Origin of the sequence: Streptomyces sp. NPDC058246 (assembly GCF_042881985.1) — a bacterium.
Lineage (GTDB): Bacteria > Actinomycetota > Actinomycetes > Streptomycetales > Streptomycetaceae > Streptomyces.
On sequence record NZ_JBHVWZ010000027.1, the window covers coordinates 41281 to 64177 of the forward strand.

The 22897-nt window shown below is 70.4% G+C and carries 22 protein-coding genes and 2 pseudogenes; 14 read left to right on the forward strand and 10 right to left on the reverse strand.

Annotation, left to right across the window (positions count from 1 at the left end; translation table 11 throughout):
- Positions 1-5: 5 nt before the first annotated feature.
- Positions 6-530: a hypothetical protein gene (locus tag ACFVXA_RS30630; protein ID WP_384022131.1), complete on the reverse strand. Its 525-nt coding sequence runs from the start codon at positions 528-530 to the stop codon at positions 6-8.
- A gap of 228 nt (positions 531-758) precedes the next feature.
- Between ACFVXA_RS30630 and ACFVXA_RS30635 the strand changes: the two genes are divergently transcribed.
- Complete coding sequence (locus ACFVXA_RS30635) at positions 759-1301, forward strand: bacterial proteasome activator family protein (protein ID WP_362022395.1); 543 nt, start codon at positions 759-761, stop codon at positions 1299-1301.
- 255 nt (positions 1302-1556) lie between these two features.
- Here the strand turns inward: ACFVXA_RS30635 and ACFVXA_RS30640 are convergent, their stop codons facing one another.
- On the reverse strand, positions 1557-3194 hold the full coding sequence (locus ACFVXA_RS30640) for a protein kinase (protein WP_362022393.1): 1638 nt from the start codon (positions 3192-3194) through the stop codon (positions 1557-1559).
- 389 nt (positions 3195-3583) lie between these two features.
- Here ACFVXA_RS30640 and ACFVXA_RS30645 point away from each other — a divergent pair, with 389 nt between their 5' ends.
- Positions 3584-5152 carry a protein kinase gene (locus ACFVXA_RS30645; protein WP_383907967.1) on the forward strand — a complete coding sequence of 523 codons (1569 nt, stop codon included), beginning with the start codon at positions 3584-3586 and terminating at the stop codon, positions 5150-5152.
- Positions 5153-5233: 81 nt separating this feature from the next.
- Here the strand turns inward: ACFVXA_RS30645 and ACFVXA_RS30650 are convergent, their stop codons facing one another.
- From ACFVXA_RS30650 to ACFVXA_RS30660, 3 genes are all read right to left on the reverse strand, one after another.
- Complete coding sequence (locus tag ACFVXA_RS30650; RefSeq protein WP_390027790.1) at positions 5234-6352, reverse strand: phosphotransferase; 1119 nt, start codon at positions 6350-6352, stop codon at positions 5234-5236.
- 45 nt (positions 6353-6397) lie between these two features.
- Complete coding sequence (locus ACFVXA_RS30655) at positions 6398-6895, reverse strand: pyridoxamine 5'-phosphate oxidase family protein (RefSeq protein ID WP_384400761.1); 498 nt, start codon at positions 6893-6895, stop codon at positions 6398-6400.
- 231 nt (positions 6896-7126) lie between these two features.
- Positions 7127-7792 carry a response regulator gene (locus tag ACFVXA_RS30660; RefSeq protein WP_384400764.1) on the reverse strand — a complete coding sequence of 222 codons (666 nt, stop codon included), beginning with the start codon at positions 7790-7792 and terminating at the stop codon, positions 7127-7129.
- Positions 7793-8206: 414 nt separating this feature from the next.
- Between ACFVXA_RS30660 and pdhA the strand changes: the two genes are divergently transcribed.
- From pdhA to ACFVXA_RS30675, 3 genes are read left to right on the forward strand one after another with little or no spacing between them, the layout of a single operon-like run.
- Entirely contained in the window at positions 8207-9439 is a 1233-nt protein-coding gene (pdhA, locus tag ACFVXA_RS30665) for a pyruvate dehydrogenase (acetyl-transferring) E1 component subunit alpha (protein ID WP_390027793.1), read from the forward strand.
- Positions 9440-9441: 2 nt separating this feature from the next.
- Positions 9442-10422: an alpha-ketoacid dehydrogenase subunit beta gene (locus ACFVXA_RS30670; protein WP_362022376.1), complete on the forward strand. Its 981-nt coding sequence runs from the start codon at positions 9442-9444 to the stop codon at positions 10420-10422.
- A gap of 10 nt (positions 10423-10432) precedes the next feature.
- Positions 10433-11863, forward strand: coding sequence for a dihydrolipoamide acetyltransferase family protein (locus tag ACFVXA_RS30675; protein WP_390027795.1), 1431 nt, complete (start codon positions 10433-10435; stop codon positions 11861-11863).
- Positions 11864-11954: 91 nt separating this feature from the next.
- Here ACFVXA_RS30675 and ACFVXA_RS30680 read toward each other — a convergent pair whose 3' ends face one another.
- Positions 11955-12851, reverse strand: coding sequence for a D-alanyl-D-alanine carboxypeptidase (locus ACFVXA_RS30680; protein WP_362022371.1), 897 nt, complete (start codon positions 12849-12851; stop codon positions 11955-11957).
- A gap of 227 nt (positions 12852-13078) precedes the next feature.
- Here ACFVXA_RS30680 and ACFVXA_RS30685 point away from each other — a divergent pair, with 227 nt between their 5' ends.
- Together ACFVXA_RS30685 and ACFVXA_RS30690 are read left to right on the forward strand one after the other, a co-directional pair.
- A complete protein-coding gene (locus ACFVXA_RS30685; RefSeq protein WP_362022368.1) occupies positions 13079-13765 on the forward strand; it encodes a GntR family transcriptional regulator in 687 nt (228 codons plus the stop codon).
- Positions 13762-15066 (forward strand): nitrate/nitrite transporter, encoded by a 1305-nt coding sequence (locus ACFVXA_RS30690; protein WP_390027798.1) that lies wholly within the window; start codon positions 13762-13764, stop codon positions 15064-15066. The genes ACFVXA_RS30685 and ACFVXA_RS30690 overlap by 4 nt, the downstream gene beginning before the upstream one ends.
- A gap of 39 nt (positions 15067-15105) precedes the next feature.
- Here the strand turns inward: ACFVXA_RS30690 and ACFVXA_RS30695 are convergent, their stop codons facing one another.
- Both ACFVXA_RS30695 and ACFVXA_RS30700 read right to left on the reverse strand, forming a co-directional pair.
- The gene (locus ACFVXA_RS30695) at positions 15106-15873 is read right to left on the reverse strand and encodes an SAM-dependent methyltransferase (RefSeq protein ID WP_390027800.1); all 768 of its coding nucleotides are present in this window, start codon (positions 15871-15873) and stop codon (positions 15106-15108) included.
- Between the two features lie 210 nt (positions 15874-16083).
- A complete protein-coding gene (locus ACFVXA_RS30700; RefSeq protein ID WP_384400771.1) occupies positions 16084-16908 on the reverse strand; it encodes a maleylpyruvate isomerase family mycothiol-dependent enzyme in 825 nt (274 codons plus the stop codon).
- Between the two features lie 154 nt (positions 16909-17062).
- On the opposite strand from ACFVXA_RS30700, the gene ACFVXA_RS30705 reads away from it, so the two are divergent.
- The gene (locus ACFVXA_RS30705; protein ID WP_384400774.1) at positions 17063-17953 is read left to right on the forward strand and encodes a carbon-nitrogen family hydrolase; all 891 of its coding nucleotides are present in this window, start codon (positions 17063-17065) and stop codon (positions 17951-17953) included.
- Positions 17954-18194: 241 nt separating this feature from the next.
- On the opposite strand, the gene ACFVXA_RS30710 is transcribed toward ACFVXA_RS30705, so the two are convergent.
- Together ACFVXA_RS30710 and ACFVXA_RS30715 are read right to left on the reverse strand one after the other, a co-directional pair.
- Positions 18195-18689, reverse strand: a complete 495-nt coding sequence (locus ACFVXA_RS30710) for an LURP-one-related/scramblase family protein (RefSeq protein WP_383744497.1) — start codon at positions 18687-18689, stop codon at positions 18195-18197.
- Positions 18686-19783 carry a GlxA family transcriptional regulator gene (locus ACFVXA_RS30715; RefSeq protein WP_390027802.1) on the reverse strand — a complete coding sequence of 366 codons (1098 nt, stop codon included), beginning with the start codon at positions 19781-19783 and terminating at the stop codon, positions 18686-18688. Before ACFVXA_RS30715 ends, ACFVXA_RS30710 begins: the two co-directional genes overlap by 4 nt.
- 51 nt (positions 19784-19834) lie before the next feature.
- On the opposite strand from ACFVXA_RS30715, the gene ACFVXA_RS30720 reads away from it, so the two are divergent.
- The 6 genes and pseudogenes from ACFVXA_RS30720 to ACFVXA_RS30745 all read left to right on the forward strand — a co-directional run.
- Entirely contained in the window at positions 19835-20284 is a 450-nt protein-coding gene (locus tag ACFVXA_RS30720; protein ID WP_384022159.1) for a cupin domain-containing protein, read from the forward strand.
- Between the two features lie 29 nt (positions 20285-20313).
- Positions 20314-20469: a hypothetical protein gene (locus tag ACFVXA_RS30725; RefSeq protein WP_384400859.1), complete on the forward strand. Its 156-nt coding sequence runs from the start codon at positions 20314-20316 to the stop codon at positions 20467-20469.
- A gap of 34 nt (positions 20470-20503) precedes the next feature.
- Positions 20504-20662 carry a recombinase family protein gene (locus ACFVXA_RS30730; RefSeq protein ID WP_390027804.1) on the forward strand — a complete coding sequence of 53 codons (159 nt, stop codon included), beginning with the start codon at positions 20504-20506 and terminating at the stop codon, positions 20660-20662.
- Positions 20663-20683: 21 nt separating this feature from the next.
- Positions 20684-21229: pseudogene (locus ACFVXA_RS30735) on the forward strand (recombinase family protein); the annotation flags it as partial.
- Between the two features lie 21 nt (positions 21230-21250).
- A complete protein-coding gene (locus tag ACFVXA_RS30740) occupies positions 21251-22069 on the forward strand; it encodes a zinc ribbon domain-containing protein (protein WP_390027837.1) in 819 nt (272 codons plus the stop codon).
- Positions 22068-22841: pseudogene (locus tag ACFVXA_RS30745) on the forward strand (alkyl hydroperoxide reductase); the annotation flags it as partial. The gene ACFVXA_RS30740 and the pseudogene ACFVXA_RS30745, both read left to right, overlap by 2 nt.
- Positions 22842-22897: the final 56 nt, after the last annotated feature.

The following is a 22897-nucleotide window of genomic DNA, read 5'->3' on the forward strand; positions in this document are numbered from 1 at the left end:
GCGCCTCAGCGGCGCCGCACCCGCAGTCCCAGGAACGCCAGTCCCAGCCCCAGGCCGATGAGGATCAGGCCGCTGCCCAGGGGCAGGATTTCGAGCACGGGCTCCGGGGCGGGTCGGGGGCGCCCGACGCCCTGCTGGACGGAGATCGCGTCCCCCTGCGACGGCTCGGGGGTGACGCTCGCCTCCGAGGAGTCCGGAACGGTGCCGTCGGGATCGGCTTCGGGGTCCGTGGACGTGTCCTCCGTGTCCTCGGTGGCCTCCGTGTCCCCGCTCTCTTCGGCATCCGGGGTGTCCGGCTCCCCGCGCCCCGGCCGCGCCCGTCCCTCCCCCGCGAGGCTCCCCGCACGGGAGGCGGCGGCGCTGGGGGCCGACCGGGTGGCGTGCGGGACGGGCTCGACCGCGTACGAGACGGGCTCGACCGAGTAGGTGCTCTGACCGACGCAGGTCACGCCGATCGTGCCGGCCACGCCGGTCACCAAGACCAGCAGCGGACCGGCCGCGCGCAGAGTGAGGCGGAGCCGTGGAGTCACGCCGGTGACCCCCTCCCGGTACGGGTGGACGGGTTGCCGAGATCGACGGGAACAGCCTCACATGACGCCGTGCGCCCGGCATCTCGACAGAACGTGACCGTCGCGCGGCCGCCGCTCCCGCGCCGTCCCCGCGCCAGGGCGCACATGCCGGCACCCTCGGATGCGGTGGATCAGCCCGTCCGGGGGGCACCACCGTGATGTGGTGTACGAGTGCGAGAGAATGGCGGCATGGAGATGCCGAGGAACGAAAGGTCGCCGGAGAACCCTCAGATCCTGGTCGTTGGCCAGGACGGGATGGCTCTCGGCGGCACCGGAGACGAGGACTCCCGCGAGGTCCCGGTGACTGAGATGGTGGAACAGCCCGCCAAGGTGATGCGGATCGGCAGCATGATCAAGCAGCTCCTCGAGGAGGTGCGCGCCGCACCCCTGGACGAGGCCAGCCGCGTCCGGCTCAAGGAGATCCACGCGAGCTCCGTGAAGGAGCTGGAGGACGGGCTCGCTCCTGACCTCGTGGAGGAGCTGGAGAGGCTCTCCCTGCCGTTCACGGACGACGGTATTCCCAGTGATGCCGAACTGCGGATCGCGCAGGCCCAGTTGGTGGGCTGGCTGGAGGGGCTCTTCCACGGGATCCAGACGACCCTGTTCGCCCAGCAGATGGCGGCCAGGGCCCAGCTGGAGTCGATGCGCCGCGCCCTCCCGCCGGGTGTCGGAGGCGCCGACGGCGACGAGGACCCCCGCACGGGCGGCCGCTCGGGCGGACCGTACCTGTAGCCCCGGGGCGACACCCTTACGCGTAGGGCCCGGCATCCAAGGCGCCGACCCCTTTACCCATCGGACCCGTTGACCCAGGCCACCGACCCCTTACGAAACGGGCCCGGCACCAAAGGTGCCGGGCCCGCTCTCCGCGTCAGGAATGGGAGCCAAGGAATCAAGGCCAAGGGCTCAGGGCCAAGGCATCAAGGCCAAAGGCTCAGGGCCAAGGGCTCAAGGCCAAGGACTCAAGGCCAAAGGCTCAAGGCTGACGACTCAGGCCGGGTCGCCCGTCGAGACCTTCAGCTCGATCTCGGGCATGTTCTTCGGGTCGACGTCCGTTCCGGCGGAGGGGAACTGGTCCATGATCGTGTCCTCGCCGTAGGTGTTCTCGTCGACGCGGGTGACCTTCATTTGCCAGCCGGCGGCCTGGAAGCAGGACTTCACCGACTTGAGGTTCTTGAACGCGAAGTCCGGGACCTGGATCTTGTTCGGGTCGTCGTAGGACTCCTGCGGATCCGTGCACTTCTCCGTGTCGATCGTCTTGGACGTGTCCGGACCCACGTGCCCCGCCACCGCGGTCGTCGGCGACTTGCTGGCGTTGCCGCCGCCCTTGTCGTCGCCGCTGCCGCCGTTCAGCGTGAGCGCCGTGATCAGGCCGCCGATCGCGAGGAGCGCGACCACGATCGACCCGACGACGACCCCCTTGTTGCTCTTGCGGCCCCCCGAACCGCCCGACACGGGCGTGGTGGGCTGGGGCGTGAGGTTGTACGGCGGCGGAGTGGACGGCGCCTGCTGCGGGGAGTACGCGGCGGTCTGCGGCGGAGTCTGGTAGCCGCCCTGCTGCGGATAGCCGTACGCCGGGGCCGGAGCCTGGGGCGCCGGGGTCGGCGTCCCGTACGGACCGGGCTGGTACGGCGTGTGCACCGGACCCGGCGCCGGGGCGCCCTGCTCGACGGGCGGGAAGACGGCGGAGCTGACACCCGCGCCGCTCGACGTCTGGGCGCCCGGCACGATGCTCGGCGCGGCGGCCTGGAAGGACTGGGCCACCCGCAGGCACTCGTCGCGCATGGACTCGGCGCTCGGGAAACGCTCGTTCGGGTTCTTCTTCAGCGCGCGGGCGACCAGCGCGTCCACCGCCGGGGGCAGCGAGCGGTTGATGGAGGAGGGTGCGACCGGCTCCTCCTGGACGTGCGCGTACGCGATGGCCAGCGGCGAGTCCGCCTCGAACGGCAGCCGCCCGGTGACCAGTTGGAAGAGCATGATGCCGACGGAGTACAGATCGGATCTGGCGTCCACGCCTCTGCCGAGCGCCTGCTCCGGGGAGAGGTACTGAGGGGTGCCGACGACCATGCCTGTCTGCGTCATCGAGGTGACGCCGGACTGCATGGCGCGGGCGATGCCGAAGTCCATGACCTTGACGATGCCCCGCTTCGTCATCATCACGTTGCCCGGCTTGATGTCCCGGTGGACCAGGCCCATCTCGTGGCTGATCTCCAGGGCCGCCAGCACATCGGCGGTGATCTTCAGGGCCTTGTCGGCGGGCATGGCGCCGTGCTGGGCGATGTCCTGGTCGAGCACGGAGCCGAGCGGGCGGCCCTCGACGTACTCCATGACGATGTACGGGGTCGTCATGCCGTCGAGGTCGTCCTCGCCGGTGTCGAAGACCGAGACGATGTTCGTGTGCGTGAGCTTGGCCACCGACTGGGCCTCGCGGCGGAACCGCTCGCGGAACGCCTGCTCGCGGCCGAGCTCGGTGTGCAGCGTCTTGATGGCGACCTGGCGGTCGAGCACCGAGTCGTACGCGAGATGCACCGACGCCATGCCGCCCTCGCCGAGCAGATCGCGCAGCTGGTAGCGGCCGCCGGCGACCGCACGCCCCGCGTACCGGCCCTGTGCGCCGTCCTGGCTCATGTTCTGCGTCCCCCATCGGCGCGGCGGCAGCGGCTGGTTGCTCCCGCGGTCCGTGATCGAATGTCCCGTGACCGACGACCGATTTCTCGTCGACCGGCCGGTGTTCGGTGATCCATTGGCTTATTCCCGGCCAAGTCTGCCCGAGGGCACTGACACGTCAAGCTCGGTGCCCGTTCCGTGACCGTCTGCGAAAGAAGCGTCGCGGAAGCGTTACAGGTGCCGTACGGGCGGTACACAGAATTTGCACGCGGGCCCCTGCGGCGGGTTTGATGGCCGGTCCATCTCACGTCCATCTCGGACCGGCGCCTTGCGCCGAGCCTGTAGCGTGGCCCGACGGAGACCGTAACAACCACCGCGCAGACCGCGGGCAGAAACGACGGCGAGGACTGATGGCACAGCAGCAGCGCGCTCAGGGCCCGTCCGACCCCGAGGCGACTGGCGGCGGTATGTCAGATGCGCCGGAGATGTGGGGTAACGGCGGGCTGGTCGGCGACGGCCGATATCGGCTGACCCGCAGACTCGGCCGGGGCGGCATGGCCGAGGTGTTCGCGGCCGAGGACGTACGCCTCGGGCGGACCGTCGCGGTCAAGCTGCTCCGCTCCGACCTGGCCGAGGACCCGGTGTCCAAGGCCCGTTTCACGCGCGAGGCCCAGTCGGTCGCCGGGCTCAACCACCACGCGGTCGTCGCCGTGTACGACTCCGGCGAGGACGTGGTCGGCCACGGTGTCGTCCCGTACATCGTGATGGAGATCGTCGAGGGCCGCACGATCCGCGATCTGCTGCTCAACGCGGAGGCCCCCGGGCCCGAGCAGGCGCTGATCATCGTCTCGGGCGTCCTCGAAGCCCTCGCCTACTCGCACCAGCACGGCATCGTGCACCGCGACATCAAGCCGGCGAACGTGATCATCACGCACACGGGCGCGGTCAAGGTGATGGACTTCGGCATCGCGCGCGCCCTGCACGGCGCGCAGTCGACCATGACGCAGACCGGCATGGTCATGGGCACGCCGCAGTACCTTTCCCCGGAGCAGGCGCTCGGCAAGGCCGTCGACCACCGTTCCGACCTGTACGCGACCGGCTGCCTGCTCTACGAACTCCTCGCGCTGCGGCCCCCGTTCACCGGCGAGACGCCGCTGTCGGTGGTCTACCAGCACGTCCAGGACATTCCCATGCCGCCGTCCGAGGTCTCGGACGCGGTGCCGCCGGAGCTCGACGGGCTCGTCATGCGCGCGCTCGCGAAGGAGCCGGACGACCGGTTCCAGACCGCCGAGGAGATGCGCGGGCTGGTCCAGTACGGGCTGCAGATGCTGTACGACCAGGGCGGGCACACCGGCACCTGGAACACCGGGCCGGTCACCGCGCACGAGGGTCTGCACACCCCGGCGGGCGGCTTCGCGGGCACGTCCGCGCTGCCGCACCCCGGTGACTCCGGCACCACGCAGATCCCGCAGCCGATCATGCCCGCCGGGTACGGCGGCGGGGACGACGGCGGCTTCGAGGGGCACGGCAACCGGGGCGGTGGCCGCGGCAAGCTGTGGATCCTCGCGGTCCTCGCGGTGATCGCGATCGCGGCGGGTGTCGCGCTGGCGCTCAACAACGGCGGGGGCGGCACGGGCGGCGGGACCGGTACGACGAAGTCGCCGACCACCACCCACTCCAGCACTCAGGACAAGTCCAGCCAGACGCCCAGCGACGGGGCGACGGACCAGTCCACGGACAACTCCACGGACAACTCGACCAGCACCGGCACCGGCGGGGGCTACACACCGTCGTACACGCCGTCCCAGAGCGACACCGGCCAGCCGACCACGGAGCCGACGGACAACCAGCCGACCGACACGACGCCGACGGACCAGCCGACGACTGCGGACCCGACCACGTCGGCGCCGGACACGGCACAGCCGACGGAAACGGGCGGCAGCGCCGGGACGCCGCAGGGCGGCCCGGGCGGCCTCTGACCGAATCCGGACCGCTCCGAGTCCGAATCCGAGTCCGAGTCCGAGTCCGGACCGCTCCGAGTCCGAGTCCGAGTCCGAGGGTCACCCCGCGAATGCCTCGCACACCGACTCGTACTCCCGCGTCCACCACACCGCCAGCGCCGAGGCCGCCGGGAACTGCGGATCGGCGCGGGTGTCCCCGCGCTCGTAGTGCCAGCGCAGTATCCAGAAGTCGTTCAGGCGCTCCCACCACACTCGGTGCACGGCGGCCGTGAGCTCGGACGGGGTGGCGCCCGCGGCGCGGCGGTACGCGCGCGCGTAGGCCCGTACTTTCGTGAGGTCGAGCGTGCCGAGGGGGCGTACGAAGAAGATCACCGCGGCGCGTACGGCCTCCTCCGCGCGAGGGTGGACGCCCAGCCGGTCCCAGTCGACGATCGCGGCCGGCTCGCCGTCGCGGTAGAGCAGGTTGAACGGGTGGAAGTCGCCGTGCACCCAGCCGACCGAGCCGCCCTGGGGAGGCCGTCGGTCGGCGTGCCGTTCCAGGAGGGCGCGCCGTTCCAGGAGCCGGTGCCGGGCCAGCTCGTCGAAGGCGTCCGAGGGGCGGTGGCGGCGCACCTCGGCGAGCAGGCGGTCGATGAGCGCGAAGGTGTCGGCGGGGTCGGCACCCCGGGCGGGATCGGCGCCCTCCACGGCGCCCTCGGCGCGGTCGGCCGGCCCGGCGTCGCTCGACCTGTCGTCGGCCGACCCGCCCCCGTCGGCGCGTTGCGTCGTCACGCGCCCCTGCGCCGGCATCACCCGTTCCAGACTCGCGTGTACGACGCCCAGGAGGGCTCCCAGGCGGGTGCACTGCTCGGTGCTGAGCTGGCCGCCGTGCCGGTGCCGGCCGTCGATCCACGGGTGCAGCGCGTACGCGTGGCCCCCGACGACGGCGACCGTGCGCCCGTCGGTGCCGGTCAGCGGCGGGGCGACCGGGACGCCGAGGTCCGCCAGGCGCTGGGTCGCGCGGTGCTGGCGGGCGATGGCGACCGGGTCGGCGGTCTCCGGGTCGAAGTGGTGCTTGAGGAAGTACCGGCCGCGGGTGGTGCAGAGCCGGTAGCCGCGGTTGAGCAGCCCCTGGTCTACCGGTTCGCAGGTCAGCGCGGACCCGGCGGCGTACTGGCGGAGGAGGGCGCCCAGAGGGGGCGCGAAAGACGCAAGGGGTGGTACAGATGAGCGCGGCACGCGCCAGATGCTAGGGCACCAGCCGGACCCCTGACCTCGCACGTGTCACAGACAGTCGTCTTCGATCACTCGTGAGTCACAGGACGTCCTGGAACCGCCCTCCAGGCCCCCGTCCGTGGAGTGCACAGTGGAGAACTGCGGCTCGATGCCCAGATAGACCGGCTCGTAGGGCTCCCCGTCCACGAGGCGCGGCGCGGGACCGAAGAGCTCCAGTTCGGCCGCGGTCGGCTCGACGGGTTCGCACCGGCCCACGATCTGCACGGACCACAGGCTCTCGCCCGGCCGCGCGGAGCTCAGGTTGTCGGTGCCGTACGCGACGACGCTGCCGGTGCAGGCGTGGTGGTATCCGCAGTTGCGCGGCATCCGCAGCAGCACACGGCCGTCGACCACGATGTGGCGGGCGAACGCGAGGAAGGGCAGCGCGCGCATGCTGGTGGCCGCCCGGCCGTAGTCGGTGCGGCCGATCAGGTCCACGGCGAGTTGTTCGTCGGCGAGCTGTGCGTCGGCGGGCCGCCGTTCGGCAGACCGTTCGTCGGTGGGCATGCCACCAATCTCCGGGACACGGAACGCCACGAAAAAGAGGCGCCCGCCCCCTGCCAGGGGGGCCATAAGTCCCGAATCCCGGAACCGGGCAGATCGACACCCCGGAACCCGGCCGCTCGCCCCCCGGAACCGAACGGAACCGAACCGATCGACGACCCCGGAACCGGGCAGATCGACATGGGCACCGAATCAGGGCCACTGAGCCGATCCGTCGGCGCCGGCGCCGCCCGATCAGTGGTTCTGCTGCTCTGCCTGTATCCGCGCCACATACGCCGCCGCCTGGGACCGCCGTTCCATTCCCAGCTTGGACAGCAGACTCGACACGTAATTCTTGATCGTCTTCTCGGCCAGGTGCAGCCGTTCCCCGATCGCGCGATTGGTGAGGCCCTCACCGATCAGGTCGAGAATCTTGCGCTCCTGCTCGGTGAGGTGCGCGAGCCTGTCGTCGCTCCTGGCGCTGCCGCCGTCGCGCAGCCGCTCCAGGACACGGGCGGTGGCCACCGGGTCGAGCAGGGACTTTCCGGCGGCGACGTCTCGTACGGCCGAAAGCAGTTCGTTACCGCGGATGGCCTTGAGGACATAGCCCGAGGCGCCCGCCATGATCGCGTCGAAGAGGGCCTCGTCGTCGGCGAACGAGGTCAGCATCAGGCACTTGATGTCCGCGTCCCCGGAGCGGATCTCGCGGCAGACCTCCACGCCGCTGCCGTCCGGCAGCCGTACGTCCAGGACGGCGACGTCCGGGCGGGTGGCCGGAATCCTTACCAGCGCGTCGGCCGCCGTACCGGCCTCGCCGACCACCTCGATGTCGTCCTCCACCGAGAGCAGCTCGTGGACTCCCCGTCTCACCACCTCGTGGTCGTCGAGGAGGAATACGGTGATTTTTCCGTCTTCACGCACGAGGTCAGTCTCACACACGCCCCTTTGCCCCGCCCGAAGTGAACTCTTCCCGAGCAAGGGGTGGCCGGGATAACGTGCCCGTGTTCCGGCCCCCTGCAAGGCTGTAACCAGTGCTGTGACCAGCGACTGTTCCCGGCCCACGCGAATTACTTGGAAATCCGACTAATAAGTACTTGGAAATCCAAGCAAAAACGCAGGTCAGGAGGGGTTTCACAGAATTGTGAAGCACTGGGTAACGTGACTGTTGCAGGGCGCTCGCCGGGGCACCTGTCACGCCTGTTCCCGGCCGAGGGCACCCACCCCGTGCACGGGTACTGGAACAGGCGAGCCGCTCCCCCAAGCTCAAAAAAGCGAGCAAGGGGGGACCCCCAGCCATCCGGCAACCCCGGGGGCCGGACCGACGGAGGAGCACACGTGACCGTGGAGAGCACTGCCGCGCGCAAGCCGCGCCGCAGCGCCGGGACAACCGGCGCGAAGAGCAGCGCCAGTACGACCGGTACGAAGAGCGCCGCGAGCGCCGGTGCCAAGCGCACCGGCGCGGCCGCCAAGAAGTCACCGGGCACCGACCCGGAACTGGTTCAGCTGCTGACCCCGGAGGGCAAGCGGGTCAAGGACGCCACGTACGACCCGTACGTCGCCGACATCACGCCCGAGGAGCTGCGCGGTCTGTACCGGGACATGGTGCTGACCCGCCGCTTCGACGCCGAGGCCACGTCCCTCCAGCGCCAGGGCGAGCTGGGTCTGTGGGCCTCGCTGCTCGGCCAGGAGGCGGCCCAGATCGGCTCCGGACGGGCCACCCGCGAGGACGACTACGTCTTCCCGACCTACCGCGAACACGGCGTCGCCTGGTGCCGCGGGGTCGACCCCACCAACCTGCTCGGCATGTTCCGCGGGGTGAACAACGGCGGCTGGGACCCGAACAGCAACAACTTCCACCTGTACACGATCGTCATCGGCTCGCAGACGCTGCACGCCACCGGCTACGCCATGGGCATCGCCAAGGACGGTGCCGACTCGGCCGTGATCGCGTACTTCGGGGACGGCGCCTCCAGCCAGGGCGACGTCGCCGAATCGTTCACCTTCTCCGCGGTCTACAACGCTCCCGTCGTGTTCTTCTGCCAGAACAACCAGTGGGCCATCTCCGAGCCCACCGAGAAGCAGACCCGCGTCCCGCTCTACCAGCGCGCGCAGGGCTACGGCTTCCCGGGCGTACGCGTCGACGGCAACGACGTCCTCGCCTGCCTGGCCGTCACCAAGTGGGCGCTGGAGCGCGCCCGCCGCGGCGAGGGCCCCACGCTCGTCGAGGCGTTCACCTACCGCATGGGCGCGCACACCACCTCCGACGACCCGACCAAGTACCGGGCCGACGAGGAGCGCGAGGCGTGGGAGGTGAAGGATCCGATCCTGCGCCTGCGCACGTACCTGGAGGCCTCGAACCACGCGGACGAGGGATTCTTCGCGGAACTCGAGGCCGAGAGCGAAGCGTTGGGCAAACGAGTACGCGAGGTCGTCCGTGCCATGCCGGACCCGGACCACTTCGCCATCTTCGAGAACGTGTATGCGGACGGGCACGCGCTCGTCGACGAGGAGCGGGCCCAGTTCGCCGCCTACCAGGCGTCGTTCGCGGACGAAGGGGAGGGCAAGTAGCGATGGCCGCGGAAAAGATGGCGCTCGCCAAGGCGATCAACGAGTCGCTGCGCACAGCCCTGGACACCGACCCCAAGGTCCTCATCATGGGCGAGGACGTCGGCAAGCTCGGCGGTGTCTTCCGGGTCACCGACGGCCTCCAGAAGGACTTCGGCGAGGACCGGGTGATCGACACCCCGCTCGCCGAGTCCGGCATCGTCGGCACGGCGATCGGCCTCGCCCTGCGGGGCTACCGCCCGGTGGTGGAGATCCAGTTCGACGGTTTCGTCTTCCCGGCGTACGACCAGATCGTCACGCAGCTCGCGAAGATGCACGCGCGGGCGCTCGGCAAGATCAAGCTCCCCGTCGTCATCCGCATCCCGTACGGCGGCGGCATCGGCGCGGTCGAGCACCACTCGGAGTCCCCCGAGGCGCTGTTCGCGCACGTGGCGGGCCTGAAGGTGGTCTCCCCGTCGAACGCGGGCGACGCCTACTGGATGATGCAGCAGGCCATCCAGAGCGACGACCCGGTGATCTTCTTCGAGCCGAAGCGCCGCTACTGGGACAAGTCCGAGGTCAACAAGGACGCGATTCCCGGACCGCTGCACAAGGCACGTGTGGTGCGCGAGGGCGGCGACCTCACCCTCGCCGCGTACGGCCCGATGGTGAAGGTCTGTCTGGAGGCCGCCGCGGCGGCCCAGGAGGAGGGCAAGTCGATCGAGGTCCTGGACCTGCGCTCGATGTCCCCCATCGACTTCGACTCCGTCCAGGCCTCGGTCGAGAAGACCCGCCGCCTGGTCGTGGTGCACGAGGCCCCGGTGTTCCTCGGTACGGGCGCGGAGATCGCCGCCCGCATCACCGAGCGGTGCTTCTACCACCTGGAGGCACCCGTCCTGCGGGTCGGCGGCTACCACGCCCCCTACCCGCCGGCGCGCCTGGAAGAGGAGTACCTTCCGGGCCTGGACCGGGTGCTCGACGCCGTCGACCGCTCGCTGGCGTACTGAGGAGAGGGTCGTGACGACGATGACTGAGAACGCGTCGGGGCTCCGCGAGTTCAAGATGCCCGACGTGGGCGAGGGACTCACCGAGGCGGAGATCCTCAAGTGGTACGTCCAGCCCGGTGACTCCGTCACCGACGGCCAGGTCGTCTGCGAGGTCGAGACGGCCAAGGCCGCCGTGGAGCTGCCCATCCCGTACGACGGTGTGGTGCGCGAGCTCCGCTTCCCCGAGGGGACCACGGTGGACGTCGGCCAGGTGATCATCGCGGTGGACGTGGCCGGTGGGGCACCCGCGGCCCAGACCCCGGCCCAGGAGACCGTAACCGAGGAGCCGGCCCCCGCCGAGGAACCCAAGCCCGAGGGCCGCACCCCGGTCCTCGTGGGGTACGGCGTCGCCCAGTCCTCCACCAAGCGCCGCCCCCGCAAGGGCGTCGAGGTACCGGCCCAGCAGTCCGAGACGCTCTACGCGGCCACCGCGATCCAGGGCGAGCTCAACGGCCACGGACACACCGAGCAGCGCCCGCTGGCCAAGCCCCCGGTCCGGAAGCTCGCCAAGGACCTCGGGGTCGACCTGGCGACGGTCACCCCGTCGGGCCCGGACGGCATCATCACCCGCGAGGACGTGCACGCGGCGGTGGCCCCCGCCCAGGCCGGCCCGGCCCAGCCCGCCCCGGCGCCGGTCGTGGAGGAGACCCCGGTTCCCGTCCGGACGCAGGCACCCGCGCCGGTCGCCTCGTTCGACACGGCGCGGGAGACCCGTATCCCGGTCAAGGGGGTCCGTAAGGCCACGGCCGCCGCGATGATCGGCTCGGCGTTCACCGCGCCGCATGTCACCGAGTTCGTGACGGTCGACGTGACGCGCACGATGAGGCTCGTCGAGGAGCTCAAGCAGGACAAGGAGATGCAGGGGCTGCGGGTGAACCCGCTGCTGCTCATCGCCAAGGCCCTGCTGGTCGCGATCAAGCGCAACCCCGAGGTCAACGCGTCCTGGGACGAGGCCAACCAGGAGATCGTCCAGAAGCACTATGTGAACCTGGGCATCGCCGCCGCCACGCCCCGCGGCCTGATCGTCCCGAACATCAAGGACGCCCAGGCCAAGACGCTCCCCCAGCTCGCCGAGGCACTGGGCGAACTGGTCTCCACGGCCCGCGAGGGCAAGACCTCGCCCGCCGCGATGCAGGGCGGCACGGTCACGATCACGAACGTCGGCGTCTTCGGCGTCGACACGGGCACGCCGATCCTCAACCCGGGCGAGTCCGCGATCCTCGCGGTCGGCGCGATCAAGCTCCAGCCCTGGGTCCACAAGGGCAAGGTCAAGCCCCGTCAGGTCACCACGCTGGCGCTCTCCTTCGACCACCGTCTGGTCGACGGCGAGCTGGGCTCCAAGGTCCTCGCCGACGTGGCGGCGATCCTGGAACAGCCGAAGCGGTTGATCACCTGGGCGTGAGCCCGTTCCGACAAGCCGAAGGGGCCTGCCGCGTCATCCGCGGCAGGCCCCTTCGGCGTACACCTCGGGCTGTTCGCCCGTGCGCCCGGGACTACTGGGCGAAGGCGTAGTCCATCAGCTTCTTCGCGTCCGACTCGCGGGCGGGGATGGACGTCGAGGAGAGGACCGTCCCGATGACCGTCTTGCCGTTGCGGGTGGCGGCGAAGACCAGGCAGTAGCCGGCCTCGGGACCGGAGCCGGTCTTCACGCCGATGGTGCCGGTGTAACTGCTGAGCAGACCGTTGGTGTTGGTCCACGCGGCCATGGTGCGGGTGCTGCCGGTCTTGGTGATCGTCTTGGCCGTGTACGACTTCGTCTTGACGACCGTCTTGAACGTGGTGTTCTTCATCGCGCTGCTGGCGATCTTCGTCAGGTCGCGCGGCGTCGAGTAGTTGGAGCCGTTGCCGATGCCGTCGAACGAGTCGAAGTGCGTGTTCGTCAGGTGGAGGCTCGTCGCGGCGGCGTTCATCTTTCCGATGAACGACTTCACGCGGGCGGCGCGGGTGCTGCCCGAGCCGAACTTGTCGGCAAGCGCGTACGCGGCGTCGCAGCCGGACGGCAGCATCAGCCCGTAGAGGAGCTGGCGGACGGTGACCTTGTCGCCGACGATCAGGTGGGCCTGGGAGGCGTTGTTGGCGACCACGTAGTCGCTGTACGCCTTCTGGATGGTGACCTTGGCGTCCAGGTTCAGGTTCGGCTGCGCCAGCACCACCTTGGCGGTCATGATCTTGGTGGTGGAGCCGGTGGAACGCTTGGTGTCGGCGGCCTTGGTGTAGAGGGTCTTGGCCGTTCCGTTGTTCATCACATAGCCGCCCTTGGCGGCGATCGTGGGCGCGGCCACGGCGCCCGCGGGCGCGGCGCCGAAGGCTCCGGCCGCCAGTACGGCGCCGGTCGTGACGGTCACAGCGGCGGCCCTGCGGAAACGCGTGCCCTTAATGCCGGTAATCAAAATGAACGCTCCGAATGCGCGAAATGCCCCTGAGAGAACGGCACATGGCAGTGCCGTCTTACGTACGGACTCGTGAACCGCGCAAAGGGATGTAGGGAAACGGGTAGGGCGTTGTGTGACGTGAGTTACACAGGGAGGTTCCGCCGGTTGCACGCGTGGAGGTTCCCGCCGTTCCGCATTCTGGAACGGTCGCGACCATGCGTACGTGTTGTATCTATGATGTGCGCATGCCTTCAGCCCCACCCGCGCCCGCGAACCACCCGGTGAAGCACCCCGTGAAACAGCCGCCCGCCGCGGACCGCGTCTACGCGCACGTCAAGCAGGCTGTCCTGGAACGCCGTTACGAGGGCGGGACGCTGCTCACCGAGGGCGAGCTCGCCGACGCGGTCGGGGTCTCGCGGACCCCCGTGCGCGAGGCGCTGCTCCGGCTGGAGGTCGAGGGGCTGATCAAGCTCTACCCGAAGAAGGGCGCGCTCGTCCTGCCCGTCTCCGCCCAGGAGATCGCGGACGTCGTCGAAACCCGCCAGCTCGTCGAGGAGCACGCCGCACGCAAGGCCGTACCCGCGTCGCCGCAGCTCCTCGCGCGCCTGGAGGAGCTGCTGGCCCAGCAGAAGGAGCAGGCCGCCGCCGGAGATCTCGCGGCCGCCGCCGTCACCGACCGCTGCTTCCACGCCGAGATCGTCCGCAGCGGCGGCAACGAGATCCTCTCCCGGCTCTACGACCAGCTCCGCGACCGGCAGTTGAGGATGGGAGTCGCCGTGATGCACGCCCACCCCGACCGGATCACCAAGACGCTCGCCGAGCACCAGCAGATCCTCGAAGCGCTGCGCTCGGGTGACGCGGAGGCGGTCGTCGGGATCATCCACCGGCACGTCAGCTGGTTCTCCAACCTGGCGCGGGGCGAGGTCCGATGAGCTCCGGCTCCGCCGTCTCGCTGCCCGGGGACCCGCCCGGCGGCCGGCGCGCGATCGCCGTCTGGGGCATCGGCGTCTCCGTCTACTTCGTCGCCGTCATCTTCCGTACGTCGCTGGGCGTGGCGGGCCTGGACGCGGCCGACCGCTTCCACGTGGGCGCCTCCGCCCTCTCCACCTTCTCGATACTCCAGCTCCTGGTCTACGCGGGCATGCAGATACCCGTCGGCCTGCTGGTCGACCGGCTCGGCACCAAGAAGGTGCTGACCATCGGTGTCCTGCTGTTCACGGCCGGGCAGTTGGGCTTCGCGTTCTCCTCCTCGTACGGCATGGCGCTGGCCTCGCGCGGACTGCTGGGCTGCGGGGACGCGATGACGTTCATCAGCGTGCTGCGGCTCGGCACCCGCTGGTTCCCGGCCCGGCGCGGCCCGCTGGTCGCGCAGTTGGCGGGGCTGGTCGGGATGGCGGGCAACCTGGTGTCCACCCTCGTCATCGCCCGGCTGCTGCACGGGGTCGGCTGGACGGCGGCGTTCGCGGGCAGCGCGCTCGCCGGTGTCGTGGTCCTCGTCCTCCTGCTCCTCTTCCTGAAGGACCACCCCGAGGGGCACCAGCCGGAGCCGTTCCCGCACCAGGGGGCCGCGTACGTCCGCCGGCAGATCGCCGCCTCCTGGCGGGAGCCCGGCACCCGGCTCGGGATGTGGGTGCACTTCACGACACAGTTCCCGGCGATGGTGTTCCTGCTGCTGTGGGGCCTGCCGTTCCTGGTCGAGGCGCAGGGGCTCAGCCGGGCGACCGCCGGTGAGCTGCTGACGCTGGTCGTCCTCTCCAACATGGTCGTCGGCCTGGTGTACGGGCAGATCGTCGCCCGGCATCACGCGGCGCGGCTTCCGCTGGCGCTCGGCACGGTGACCGCCACGGCGGTCGTCTGGGCGGGGGCGTTGGCGTACCCCGCCGAGCACGATCCGATGTGGCTGCTGATCGTGCTGTGCGTGGTGCTGGGGGCGTGCGGGCCGGCCTCGATGATCGGCTTCGACTTCGCCCGGCCCGCCAATCCGCCCGAGCGTCAGGGCACCGCCTCCGGCATCACCAACATGGGCGGTTTCGTCGCCTCCATGACGACGCTGCTGGCCATCGGCGTGCTGCTGGACGCGACCGGCGACAACTACCAGGTCGCCTTCGCCGCCGTGTTCGTCCTCCAGGCGGTCGGGCTCAGCCAGATCTTCCGCCTGCGGAAGCAGGCGGCGAGGAGAGAGCGGGAGCGGTTGGTGGCGAGCCGGGTGGAGACGGTGCATGTGCCGGCCTAGGGGCCTGCCCACCCAGGGATCCGGCGGCCCCGGGGTACGTCAGGTGGTGGGGACCAGGGTGAGATAGGCCAGGCCCAGGACGCCTCGGTAACTCATCCAGGCGCGGCGGTGCCGGTCGAGGCGTTCCCGGGTCTCGGCCGCGAGGGGGTGGTCACCGTGGCCGGCGAGCCATACCTCCGCGTCCGCCTGGTATCCCGATTCGAACTCCTCCCACTCCGCCATGCCGGCCGTCTCGATCCACTCCGGCCGGAAACCGGCCGCGACGGCCAGCTCGACCAGGCCCGCGAGGTCGTAGAGCTCCTCGGCCGAGGCGCCCGGCCACATGCCGGACAGCTCCCCGGGTGTGGGCGTGCGCTGCCAGAACCCCTCGCCGAGCAGCACACGTCCGCCGTCGGCCACGAGCCGGCGCAGTTCACGGAGGACCTCGGCGGTGTGCGTCGGAGGCTCGGCCTCGCTGAGGGCGTGACCGGAGCCCAGGCACAGGACGAGGTCGGCGGGGCCCCGAGCCGTGCCGAGCGCGGACTCCTCGACGAAGTCGACCCTGGCCGACAGGCCGCGGTCCGTGGCGTTCTGTCGGCCACGGGCCAGGTCTTCGGCGTTCAGGTCGATGCCTACGCCCTTCGCGGCGGGCGCGGCGGTGAGGAGACGGAGCATCAGCTCGCCCCAGCCGCAGCCGATGTCGAGCACGGTGGCGGGGTTCGTCTGCGCCAGCCGCTCCACCAGACGGGTCGCGCGGGCCTCGGAGAGAGGGCCGTGGAAGGTGAGGCGGGTGAGGCGGGGTGGGGTGTCTGCGGGGGCGGCGGTCATAGGGGGAGGGTAGGTTCGCGGGGGTGGCGGCGACAGTTTTTTTCGCCCCCGCCGCCCCTGCCCTCCGTACCTGGGGCTGCGCCCCAGGCCCCTTCGGCCCGCACGGCATCGTCCTCGAACACCGGACGGGAGACGCCGGACGGGCTCAGCGCTGACGCCGGACGGGGCTCAGCGCTGACGCCGGACGGGAGACGCCGGAAGGGCTCGGCGCTACGGAGTGACCGCGAGAGACCTGAGGATGGCTGAGGCCAGGTCCGGGTCGCCCTCGGACTTGATGCGGTCGGAGACGGCGTCGGGGTGGACGCGGCCGCAGGTGAGGCGGACGAAGGTTTCCCAGTCGAGGACGAGGGTGGCGGCCGGGCCGAGGGAGGGGGCGCCGTCTATGGAGCCGTGGCCGTCGGCGTCGACGCGGACCGTGCGGAGGAATTCCACGGGTCCGTGGATGTCGAAGACCACTGCCGAGTTCGCCGGCGCGCCCGCGTCCTTGGCGACGACCTTCGGGAGGGCGGCGAGGAGTTCGTCACGGACGATGAACGCGCCCGGGGAGTCGAGGTTGCCCGGCCGGCCGAGGGCGGCGCGAAGGTCCTGCTCATGCACCCAGACGTCGAACGCGCGGTTCCGCATGGCCTGTTCGAGGGTGATCTCGGTGCCGAGGGGGCCGCGCACCTTGGCGTCGGGTTGCCGCGACTCGTTCCGCAGCTGGCGGTTGCGGCGGATGATCGTGTACTCCAGCTCGGAGGTCATCTCCGGAGCGGTGTGGTGACGGCGTACGTCGACCTGCATCTCCATGTACCGCTGGTGCTCGTTCGTCACGTGGTACAGGTCACGGGGGAGCGTGTGGATCGGGCGCGGGTCGCCGAGCATCTCGCAGTCCAGCCCGATCACGTGCGAGACGAGGTCGCGGACGGACCAGCCGGGGCACGGGGTCCGCCGGTTCCACTCGCCCTCCACAAGCGGCTGCACCAGCTCGGATATCGCGTCGATCGAGTGGGTCCAGGCGTCGGCGTAGGACTGAAGGCTCGGATGCAGACTCACGGAACGGGACCCCTCGGGCGGTTGGACGCGGGCAGTGCACAGGCAGCGGGTGTCTTGGGACGCTAAGTTACGCTGCTGTGAGGCACCCCGGCAGTGCTTTCGTGTGACGATCGTAGGCCCGTATGAACGGCTCGAATGCCAGGACGGTGGTAGTGTGCGCGCCTCTCTCCTCCAGATCGACGTAAACGACACCGAATCGGTCGATTCGCGTCGGCGGCGGGTGGCGGCTCTTGTACGAGAACAAGCCGGAGTCGATCTCGTGGTGCTGCCCGAGCTGTGGACGACCGGCGCGTTCGCGTACGAGGAGTTCGGGGCGGAGGCCGAGCCGCTGGAGGGGCCCACGTACGAGGCGATGGCCAAGGCGGCGAGTGACGCGGGGGTGTGGCTGCACGCGGGGTCGATTCCCGAGCGGGCCGCAGGCGCATCCGCACCCGCATCCGCAGCCCCAGGCGCATCGGCAGCCCCAGCCCCAGCCGCATCGGCGTCCTCGTCCGGCAGTGGGTCGGCCTCGGGTGAAGGCTCCCTGTACAACACCTCGCTCATCTTCTCGCCCTCCGGTGAACTCGCCGCCGCCTACCGGAAGATCCATCGCTTCGGCTTCGACAAGGGCGAGGCCGTGCTGATGGGCGCCGGGTCCGAGCTGGTCACGGTCCGGCTGCCGGAGACCGTGATCGGTGTCGCCACCTGCTACGACCTTCGCTTCCCCGAGCTCTTCCGGGGGCTCGTCGACGCGGGCGCCGAGACCTTGGTGATTCCGGCCGGGTGGCCCGAGCGGCGGCGCTCGCACTGGACGCTGCTCGCGCAGGCACGGGCTGTGGAGAACCAGGCGTTCGTGCTCGCTTGTGGAACGGCTGGTACCCATGCGGGAGTTCCCCAGGCGGGGCACTCGATCGTGGTGGACCCCTGGGGGGAGGTTCTCGCCGAGGCGGGGGCCGGGGAGGAGGTGCTCACCGTGGAGTTCGACCCGGCGAAGGTCGGTGTGACGCGGGAACAGTTCCCGGCGCTGAAGGACCGGCTGCTGGGGCTGGACGTCCCTCGTCGTTGATACCCGGGGCAGGGGTTGCCGGCGGGGTGGGTCGCGGGCCCGGCGCCGCACGGGTGCCGCTCTCTTTGGGACCGGTGCAGCCCAGCGGCGCGACTGGCCGCGTCTGCGACGGGCCGGGTCTCCCCCTCCAGCGGTACGCGCAGACGCAGACGCAACCGCAACAACCGCAACCGCAACAACCGCAACCGCGACGGGCAGACCGGCGCCTCCAGCGGCACGACTGCCCGCGGCCAGGGCGGTATCAGTCCTCTCCCCGTTCCTTCTCCGCCAAGTGGATGACGCAGACCGCCACCGCGATCAGCAGGGCGGGGTCCGTGTCCTCGCGGACGACGTCGACGCCGTAGGTCTCGCGGATGTGGAGCCAGCGGCGGGAGATCTGGGCGAGGAGTGCGTTGTCGTAGTCGATGGCGAACTCGCGGTCGAGGATCTTGCCGCTGACGTCGAGTTCGGTGCCGTCGACCAGGGACACGCGGTAGTGGTTGCGGAGCAGGGACAGGCGTTTGCGCTTGATGGTCGCCAAGGGGTCGCCGTCGCGCTCGATGATCATCGTGTCGCGCAGGGCGAACATCTTCTGGTGGATGTCGATCAGCACCTGCCCGCGGGTGTCCTTGAGCTCGAAGGTGTCCCGCAGCCGCATGGCCTTGCCGTCGACGAGGAAGACCTTGTTGCCACGGTCGTCCTCGATCCAGTAGTCCTCGCCGAAGCCCAGCAGCCGGTCGCGTACGAGATATCTCATGCCCTCACCGGTTCCCCGGCGGGCGGTCCGAAACGCCGTCGGTAGGCCGACGGGCTGAGTCCGGTCGCCTGCCGCAGCCGCGCCCGCAGGTTCGCGGCGGTCCCGAGACCGCTGCGGTCCGCCACCACGTCCAGCCGTTCCTCCCCGCGCTCGATGAGCCGGCAGGCGAGCGCGACCCGCTCCCCGGTGAGCCACGCGAGAGGGGTGGTGCCGAGCTGCGCCCGGAAACGCCGGTGCAGCGTGGCGGGGCTCACGGCAGCCCGCGCCGCCAGGTCCGCGACGGTGAGCGGTGCGCCGAGCCGCTCCTGCGCCCAGGCCAGCAGCGGTGCCAGGGACTCGTCCGGTACGTCGGGCACGGGCCGTTCCACGAACTGGCGCTGACCTCCGTCGCGGTGCGCGGCGAAGACGAGCCGGCGGGAGACGGCGTTGGCGATCTCCACACCGTGGTCGCGCCGTACGACGTGCAGCCCGAGGTCGAGCGCCGACGCGCTGCCGGACGCGGTGAGAATCTCCCCGTCGTCCACGAACAGGACGTCCGGTTCGAGGTGGACCCGCGGGAAACGGGCTCGGAAGGACTCCGCCCACATCCAGTGGCAGGCCGCCCGGCGCCCGTCCAGCAGCCCGGCTTGCGCGATCGTGAACGCGCCGGAGCAGAAGCCGATGAGCCGGGCGCCCCGCGCGTGCGCCCGGCGTACGGCGTCCAGCACCTCGCGGGAGCGAGGGGCCTCGGTGTCGGGCCGGTTCGGCACGATCAGCGTGTCCGCCTCCTCGGCCGCGTCGAGCCCGGCGACATCCGTGAGCGTGAAGAACCCGTCCCGCATCCGGGTCCGCGGCCCCGCGGCGCACAGCCGGAAGTCGTACAGCTCCCGCCCGAGCTCCGGCCTGCGCAGCCCGAAGACCTCGATGGCGCAGCTCATCTCGAACGGGTTCGAGTTCTCGTCGACGACGAGGACGACGCGATGCGGGCGCCCTCCGGCGGGATGCGGGCGCTTTCCAGGAGAGGGACGCACTCCATACGCCCCCGCTCCGGGGGAGGGGGGACGCGCTCCACGCACCCCCGCTCCAGGGAAGGCTTGAGAGGATCCTTGCGGCATATGCGATTTCTAGCACTCGTACGGGTGCCGGGCCACCCCGAGGATGGCGGCATGACCTCTCCGAAGACCTCTCCGAAGGCCACTGCGAGGACCTCTCCGAAGGCCTCTCCCAGCAGCGACCCCGTTTCCCTCTCCGACGCCCTCGCCTCCTTCTCCGACCTCTGGAGCCCCCGCATCGTCACCGCCGTCAACGACTACGACGTACGCGTGGCGAAGGTCGAGGGCGAACACCTCTGGCACGTGCACGACCACACCGACGAGTTCTTCCTGGTCCTGGAGGGCGAGCTGACGATCGCGCTCCGGGAGGCGGACGGCGAGCGGACCGTCGTCCTCCCCAAGGGCTCCGTCTTCACCGTCCCGCGCGGCACCGAGCACAAGCCGTACGCCCCGGCCGGCGCCGCCATCCTCCTCTTCGAACCCACCGGCACCCTCACCGTCGGCGACCGCCACGACGAGGTCCCGGAGCACGTGGACGCCACCACGGGGCACGCGTTGGCCTGAGTGTCAGTGCGTGGTGGCACTCTTGATCCATGAACGACTCCGCCGCGGCCTCCACACCCCGTCGCGCCCGTGTCCGCGCCCCCGAGCTGATCGGCAAGGGCGGCTGGCTGAACACCGGAGGCAAGGAGCTGACCCTCGCCGACCTGCGAGGACGCATCATCGTCCTGGATTTCTGGATTTCCTGAACCAATGTGAGCACTTCTCGCTAGCGTTGGGCACGTGCACCAACACACCACTGCTGACCTGTACTTGCGCCTGTCCCTGGACCGGGAGGGCAAGACCGCGATCGATCGCCAGGAAGCAGACTGCCGCGCATGGGCGGAGCGCAACGGACTGACCGTCCGCAAGGTCCACATCGACCGTGGACGTTCCGGTTAAAAGAACGTCAGCCGCAAGGGGTTCGATGCGGCGATCACAGCAGCCACGGCCGGCGTCGTGGGCGTTCTGATCGTCTGGAAGCTCGACCGCCTGTCCCGCAAGGGCATCGGCGAGGTCGGCAAGGCGCTGGACGACATAGGCCGGGTCGGCGGACGGCTGGTCTCCGTCATGGACGGACTCGACACGAAGAACGACAGCGCCCGGGTCACCATCGCGATGCTGGCGGAACTGGCGCGCAACGAGTCCGGCAACCTTGGGATGCGCGTCGGCAACGCCAAGCGGTACCTACGCCAGCGGGGCCAGTGGATCGGCGGACAGCCGCCTTACGGGCTGCTGGTGGACCCGGAGGCGAAGAAGCTTGTCCACGACCCCGAGACCGCCGTCTACGCCCGCCTGATCGCCGACGAAGCGCTGTCGGGGAAGGCCCTCGTCCACATCGCCCGGCTGCTGAACGAGCACGGGGTGGAGTCCGCCCGTGGAGGCGAGTGGAACTCGTCCAGCATCATGCAACTCCTTCGCTCACCGGCCTTCGCCGGTCTCATGCCGCAGACCGAGTACGAGGAGCAGCCGGATGGGACACGCAAGTACATGAACCGGGTCTCCCCGTATCGGGACCCGCAGACGCTTGAGACCGTGAGCATCGGCGAGGGCATCATCACGGTCGGGGAGAGGGAGCTCATCCTCCGCCAGCTCGAAGCGCGCACGTTCCCTCTGGCGGGGAAGCGGCACGGCCACAAGCAAGGGAAATCACTGCTCACCGGGATAGCGCGCTGTGGGCTCTGTGGGGCCCGGATGAGCAAGGCCGGCACGTCGTACCAGTGCTCCAGCCACCGGATGGGGCGAGGGTGCTCCGGTGTCTCCGCTCGGGTGGAGAGCATCGACGACTACGTGACCCGGGCGTTCCTCTCACGCCTGCCGTCCCTGGAGCCCCAGGACCCGCTGCTCGCCGTGATCGCCGATCGCTGGGTGCAGAGGGAGGACCCGGAGGTCTTCGCGAAGCGGGACGCGATCGAGGCGGAGATCGCGGACGAGGGGGCCCGTCTGGCGGACCTGGAGGAGGCCAGGTACGTCCGTGGCGAGTTCACCGGCGCAGACGCGATCGACCGGTACAACCGTCTCGCAGGACGACTTCGTACCCGGATCGAGGGGCTGCGCGCGGACCTACTGCGGATGCCGACCCCTTCCGTGGACATCTCTCCTCTCCTGGATGCGGGCCTGCTACGTGAAGCTTGGGAAGCCGACGATGGGGCCGGACGACGTGAACGCCTTGGCCTCGCAATCGATCGAGTGGAAATCCGGCGAGGCAGGGTGGGCGTGAGGTTCGATGGCGACGAGCGCTGCCGGATCGTCTGGGCGACGAGAGACGGTGCTGGGGAGGAGTCAGCGGGTGACGAAGGGACGGAATGACCGGCTCTGGCTCGCCGACTCCGAGACGAGTGCCCTGCGCTGGGTGGACCGTGAGGGCGCCGTGCACACCGCCGTCGGCACCGGGCTCTTCGACTTCGGGCACCGCGACGGCGCCGCCGAACAGGCCCTGCTCCAGCACCCGCTGGGCGTCACCGCCCTGCCCGACGGCTCGGTCGCGATCAGCGACACGTACAACCACGCCCTGCGCCGCTACGATCCGGCGACGGACGAAGTGACCACGCTGGCCACGGACTTGCGCGAACCCAGTGACGCGGTGCTCGTCGGCGACGACATCGTGGTCGTCGAGTCGGCCCGCCACCGGCTGACCCGGCTGCGCCTGCCCGAGGAGGCGGTACGGGTCGAGTCGGTCGCCCACCGCACCCGGCGGGCCGCCACCGAAGTCGCCCCAGGTGGCCTCAAGTTGGACGTGATCTTCCAGGCCCCGGCCGGGCAGAAGCTGGACACGCGATACGGCCCCGCCAGCCGGCTGCTGGTCTCCTCCACCCCGCCCGAGCTGCTCCTCAAGGGCGAGGGCGCGGGAACCGATCTCTCCCGCGCCCTGGAGCTGAACCCGGCCGTCACGGAGGGCGTCCTGCACGTCTCCGCGATGGCCGCGTCCTGCGACACGGCATCCGACAGCGGCCCCGGCGCGGCCTCGGCCGACGAGTACCCGGCCTGCCACGTCCACCAGCAGGACTGGGGCGTGCCGGTCCGCCTCACCGAGGGCGGCACGGACCGACTGCCGCTGGTCCTCGCGGGGATGGACGACTGAGGCAGGGAGTGGACGACCGAGGCAGGGGATGGACGACTGACGTACGGCGTCGGCGC

Bases quoted from the DNA above. Each gene is read 5' to 3' on its own strand.
- ACFVXA_RS30720 (WP_384022159.1), top strand. From the start codon at position 19,835: ATGACCTCTCCGAAGACCTCTCCGAAGGCCACTGCGAGGACCTCTCCG.
- ACFVXA_RS30725 (WP_384400859.1), top strand. From the start codon at position 20,314: ATGAACGACTCCGCCGCGGCCTCCACACCCCGTCGCGCCCGTGTCCGC.
- ACFVXA_RS30670 (WP_362022376.1), top strand. From the start codon at position 9,442: ATGGCCGCGGAAAAGATGGCGCTCGCCAAGGCGATCAACGAGTCGCTG.
- ACFVXA_RS30710 (WP_383744497.1), bottom strand. From the start codon at position 18,689: ATGAGATATCTCGTACGCGACCGGCTGCTGGGCTTCGGCGAGGACTAC.
- ACFVXA_RS30740 (WP_390027837.1), top strand. From the start codon at position 21,251: ATGAACCGGGTCTCCCCGTATCGGGACCCGCAGACGCTTGAGACCGTG.
- ACFVXA_RS30655 (WP_384400761.1), bottom strand. From the start codon at position 6,895: ATGCCCACCGACGAACGGTCTGCCGAACGGCGGCCCGCCGACGCACAG.
- ACFVXA_RS30645 (WP_383907967.1), top strand. From the start codon at position 3,584: ATGGCACAGCAGCAGCGCGCTCAGGGCCCGTCCGACCCCGAGGCGACT.
- ACFVXA_RS30635 (WP_362022395.1), top strand. From the start codon at position 759: ATGGAGATGCCGAGGAACGAAAGGTCGCCGGAGAACCCTCAGATCCTG.
- ACFVXA_RS30640 (WP_362022393.1), bottom strand. From the start codon at position 3,194: ATGAGCCAGGACGGCGCACAGGGCCGGTACGCGGGGCGTGCGGTCGCC.
- ACFVXA_RS30690 (WP_390027798.1), top strand. From the start codon at position 13,762: ATGAGCTCCGGCTCCGCCGTCTCGCTGCCCGGGGACCCGCCCGGCGGC.
- ACFVXA_RS30715 (WP_390027802.1), bottom strand. From the start codon at position 19,783: ATGCCGCAAGGATCCTCTCAAGCCTTCCCTGGAGCGGGGGTGCGTGGA.
- ACFVXA_RS30685 (WP_362022368.1), top strand. From the start codon at position 13,079: ATGCCTTCAGCCCCACCCGCGCCCGCGAACCACCCGGTGAAGCACCCC.
- ACFVXA_RS30695 (WP_390027800.1), bottom strand. From the start codon at position 15,873: ATGACCGCCGCCCCCGCAGACACCCCACCCCGCCTCACCCGCCTCACC.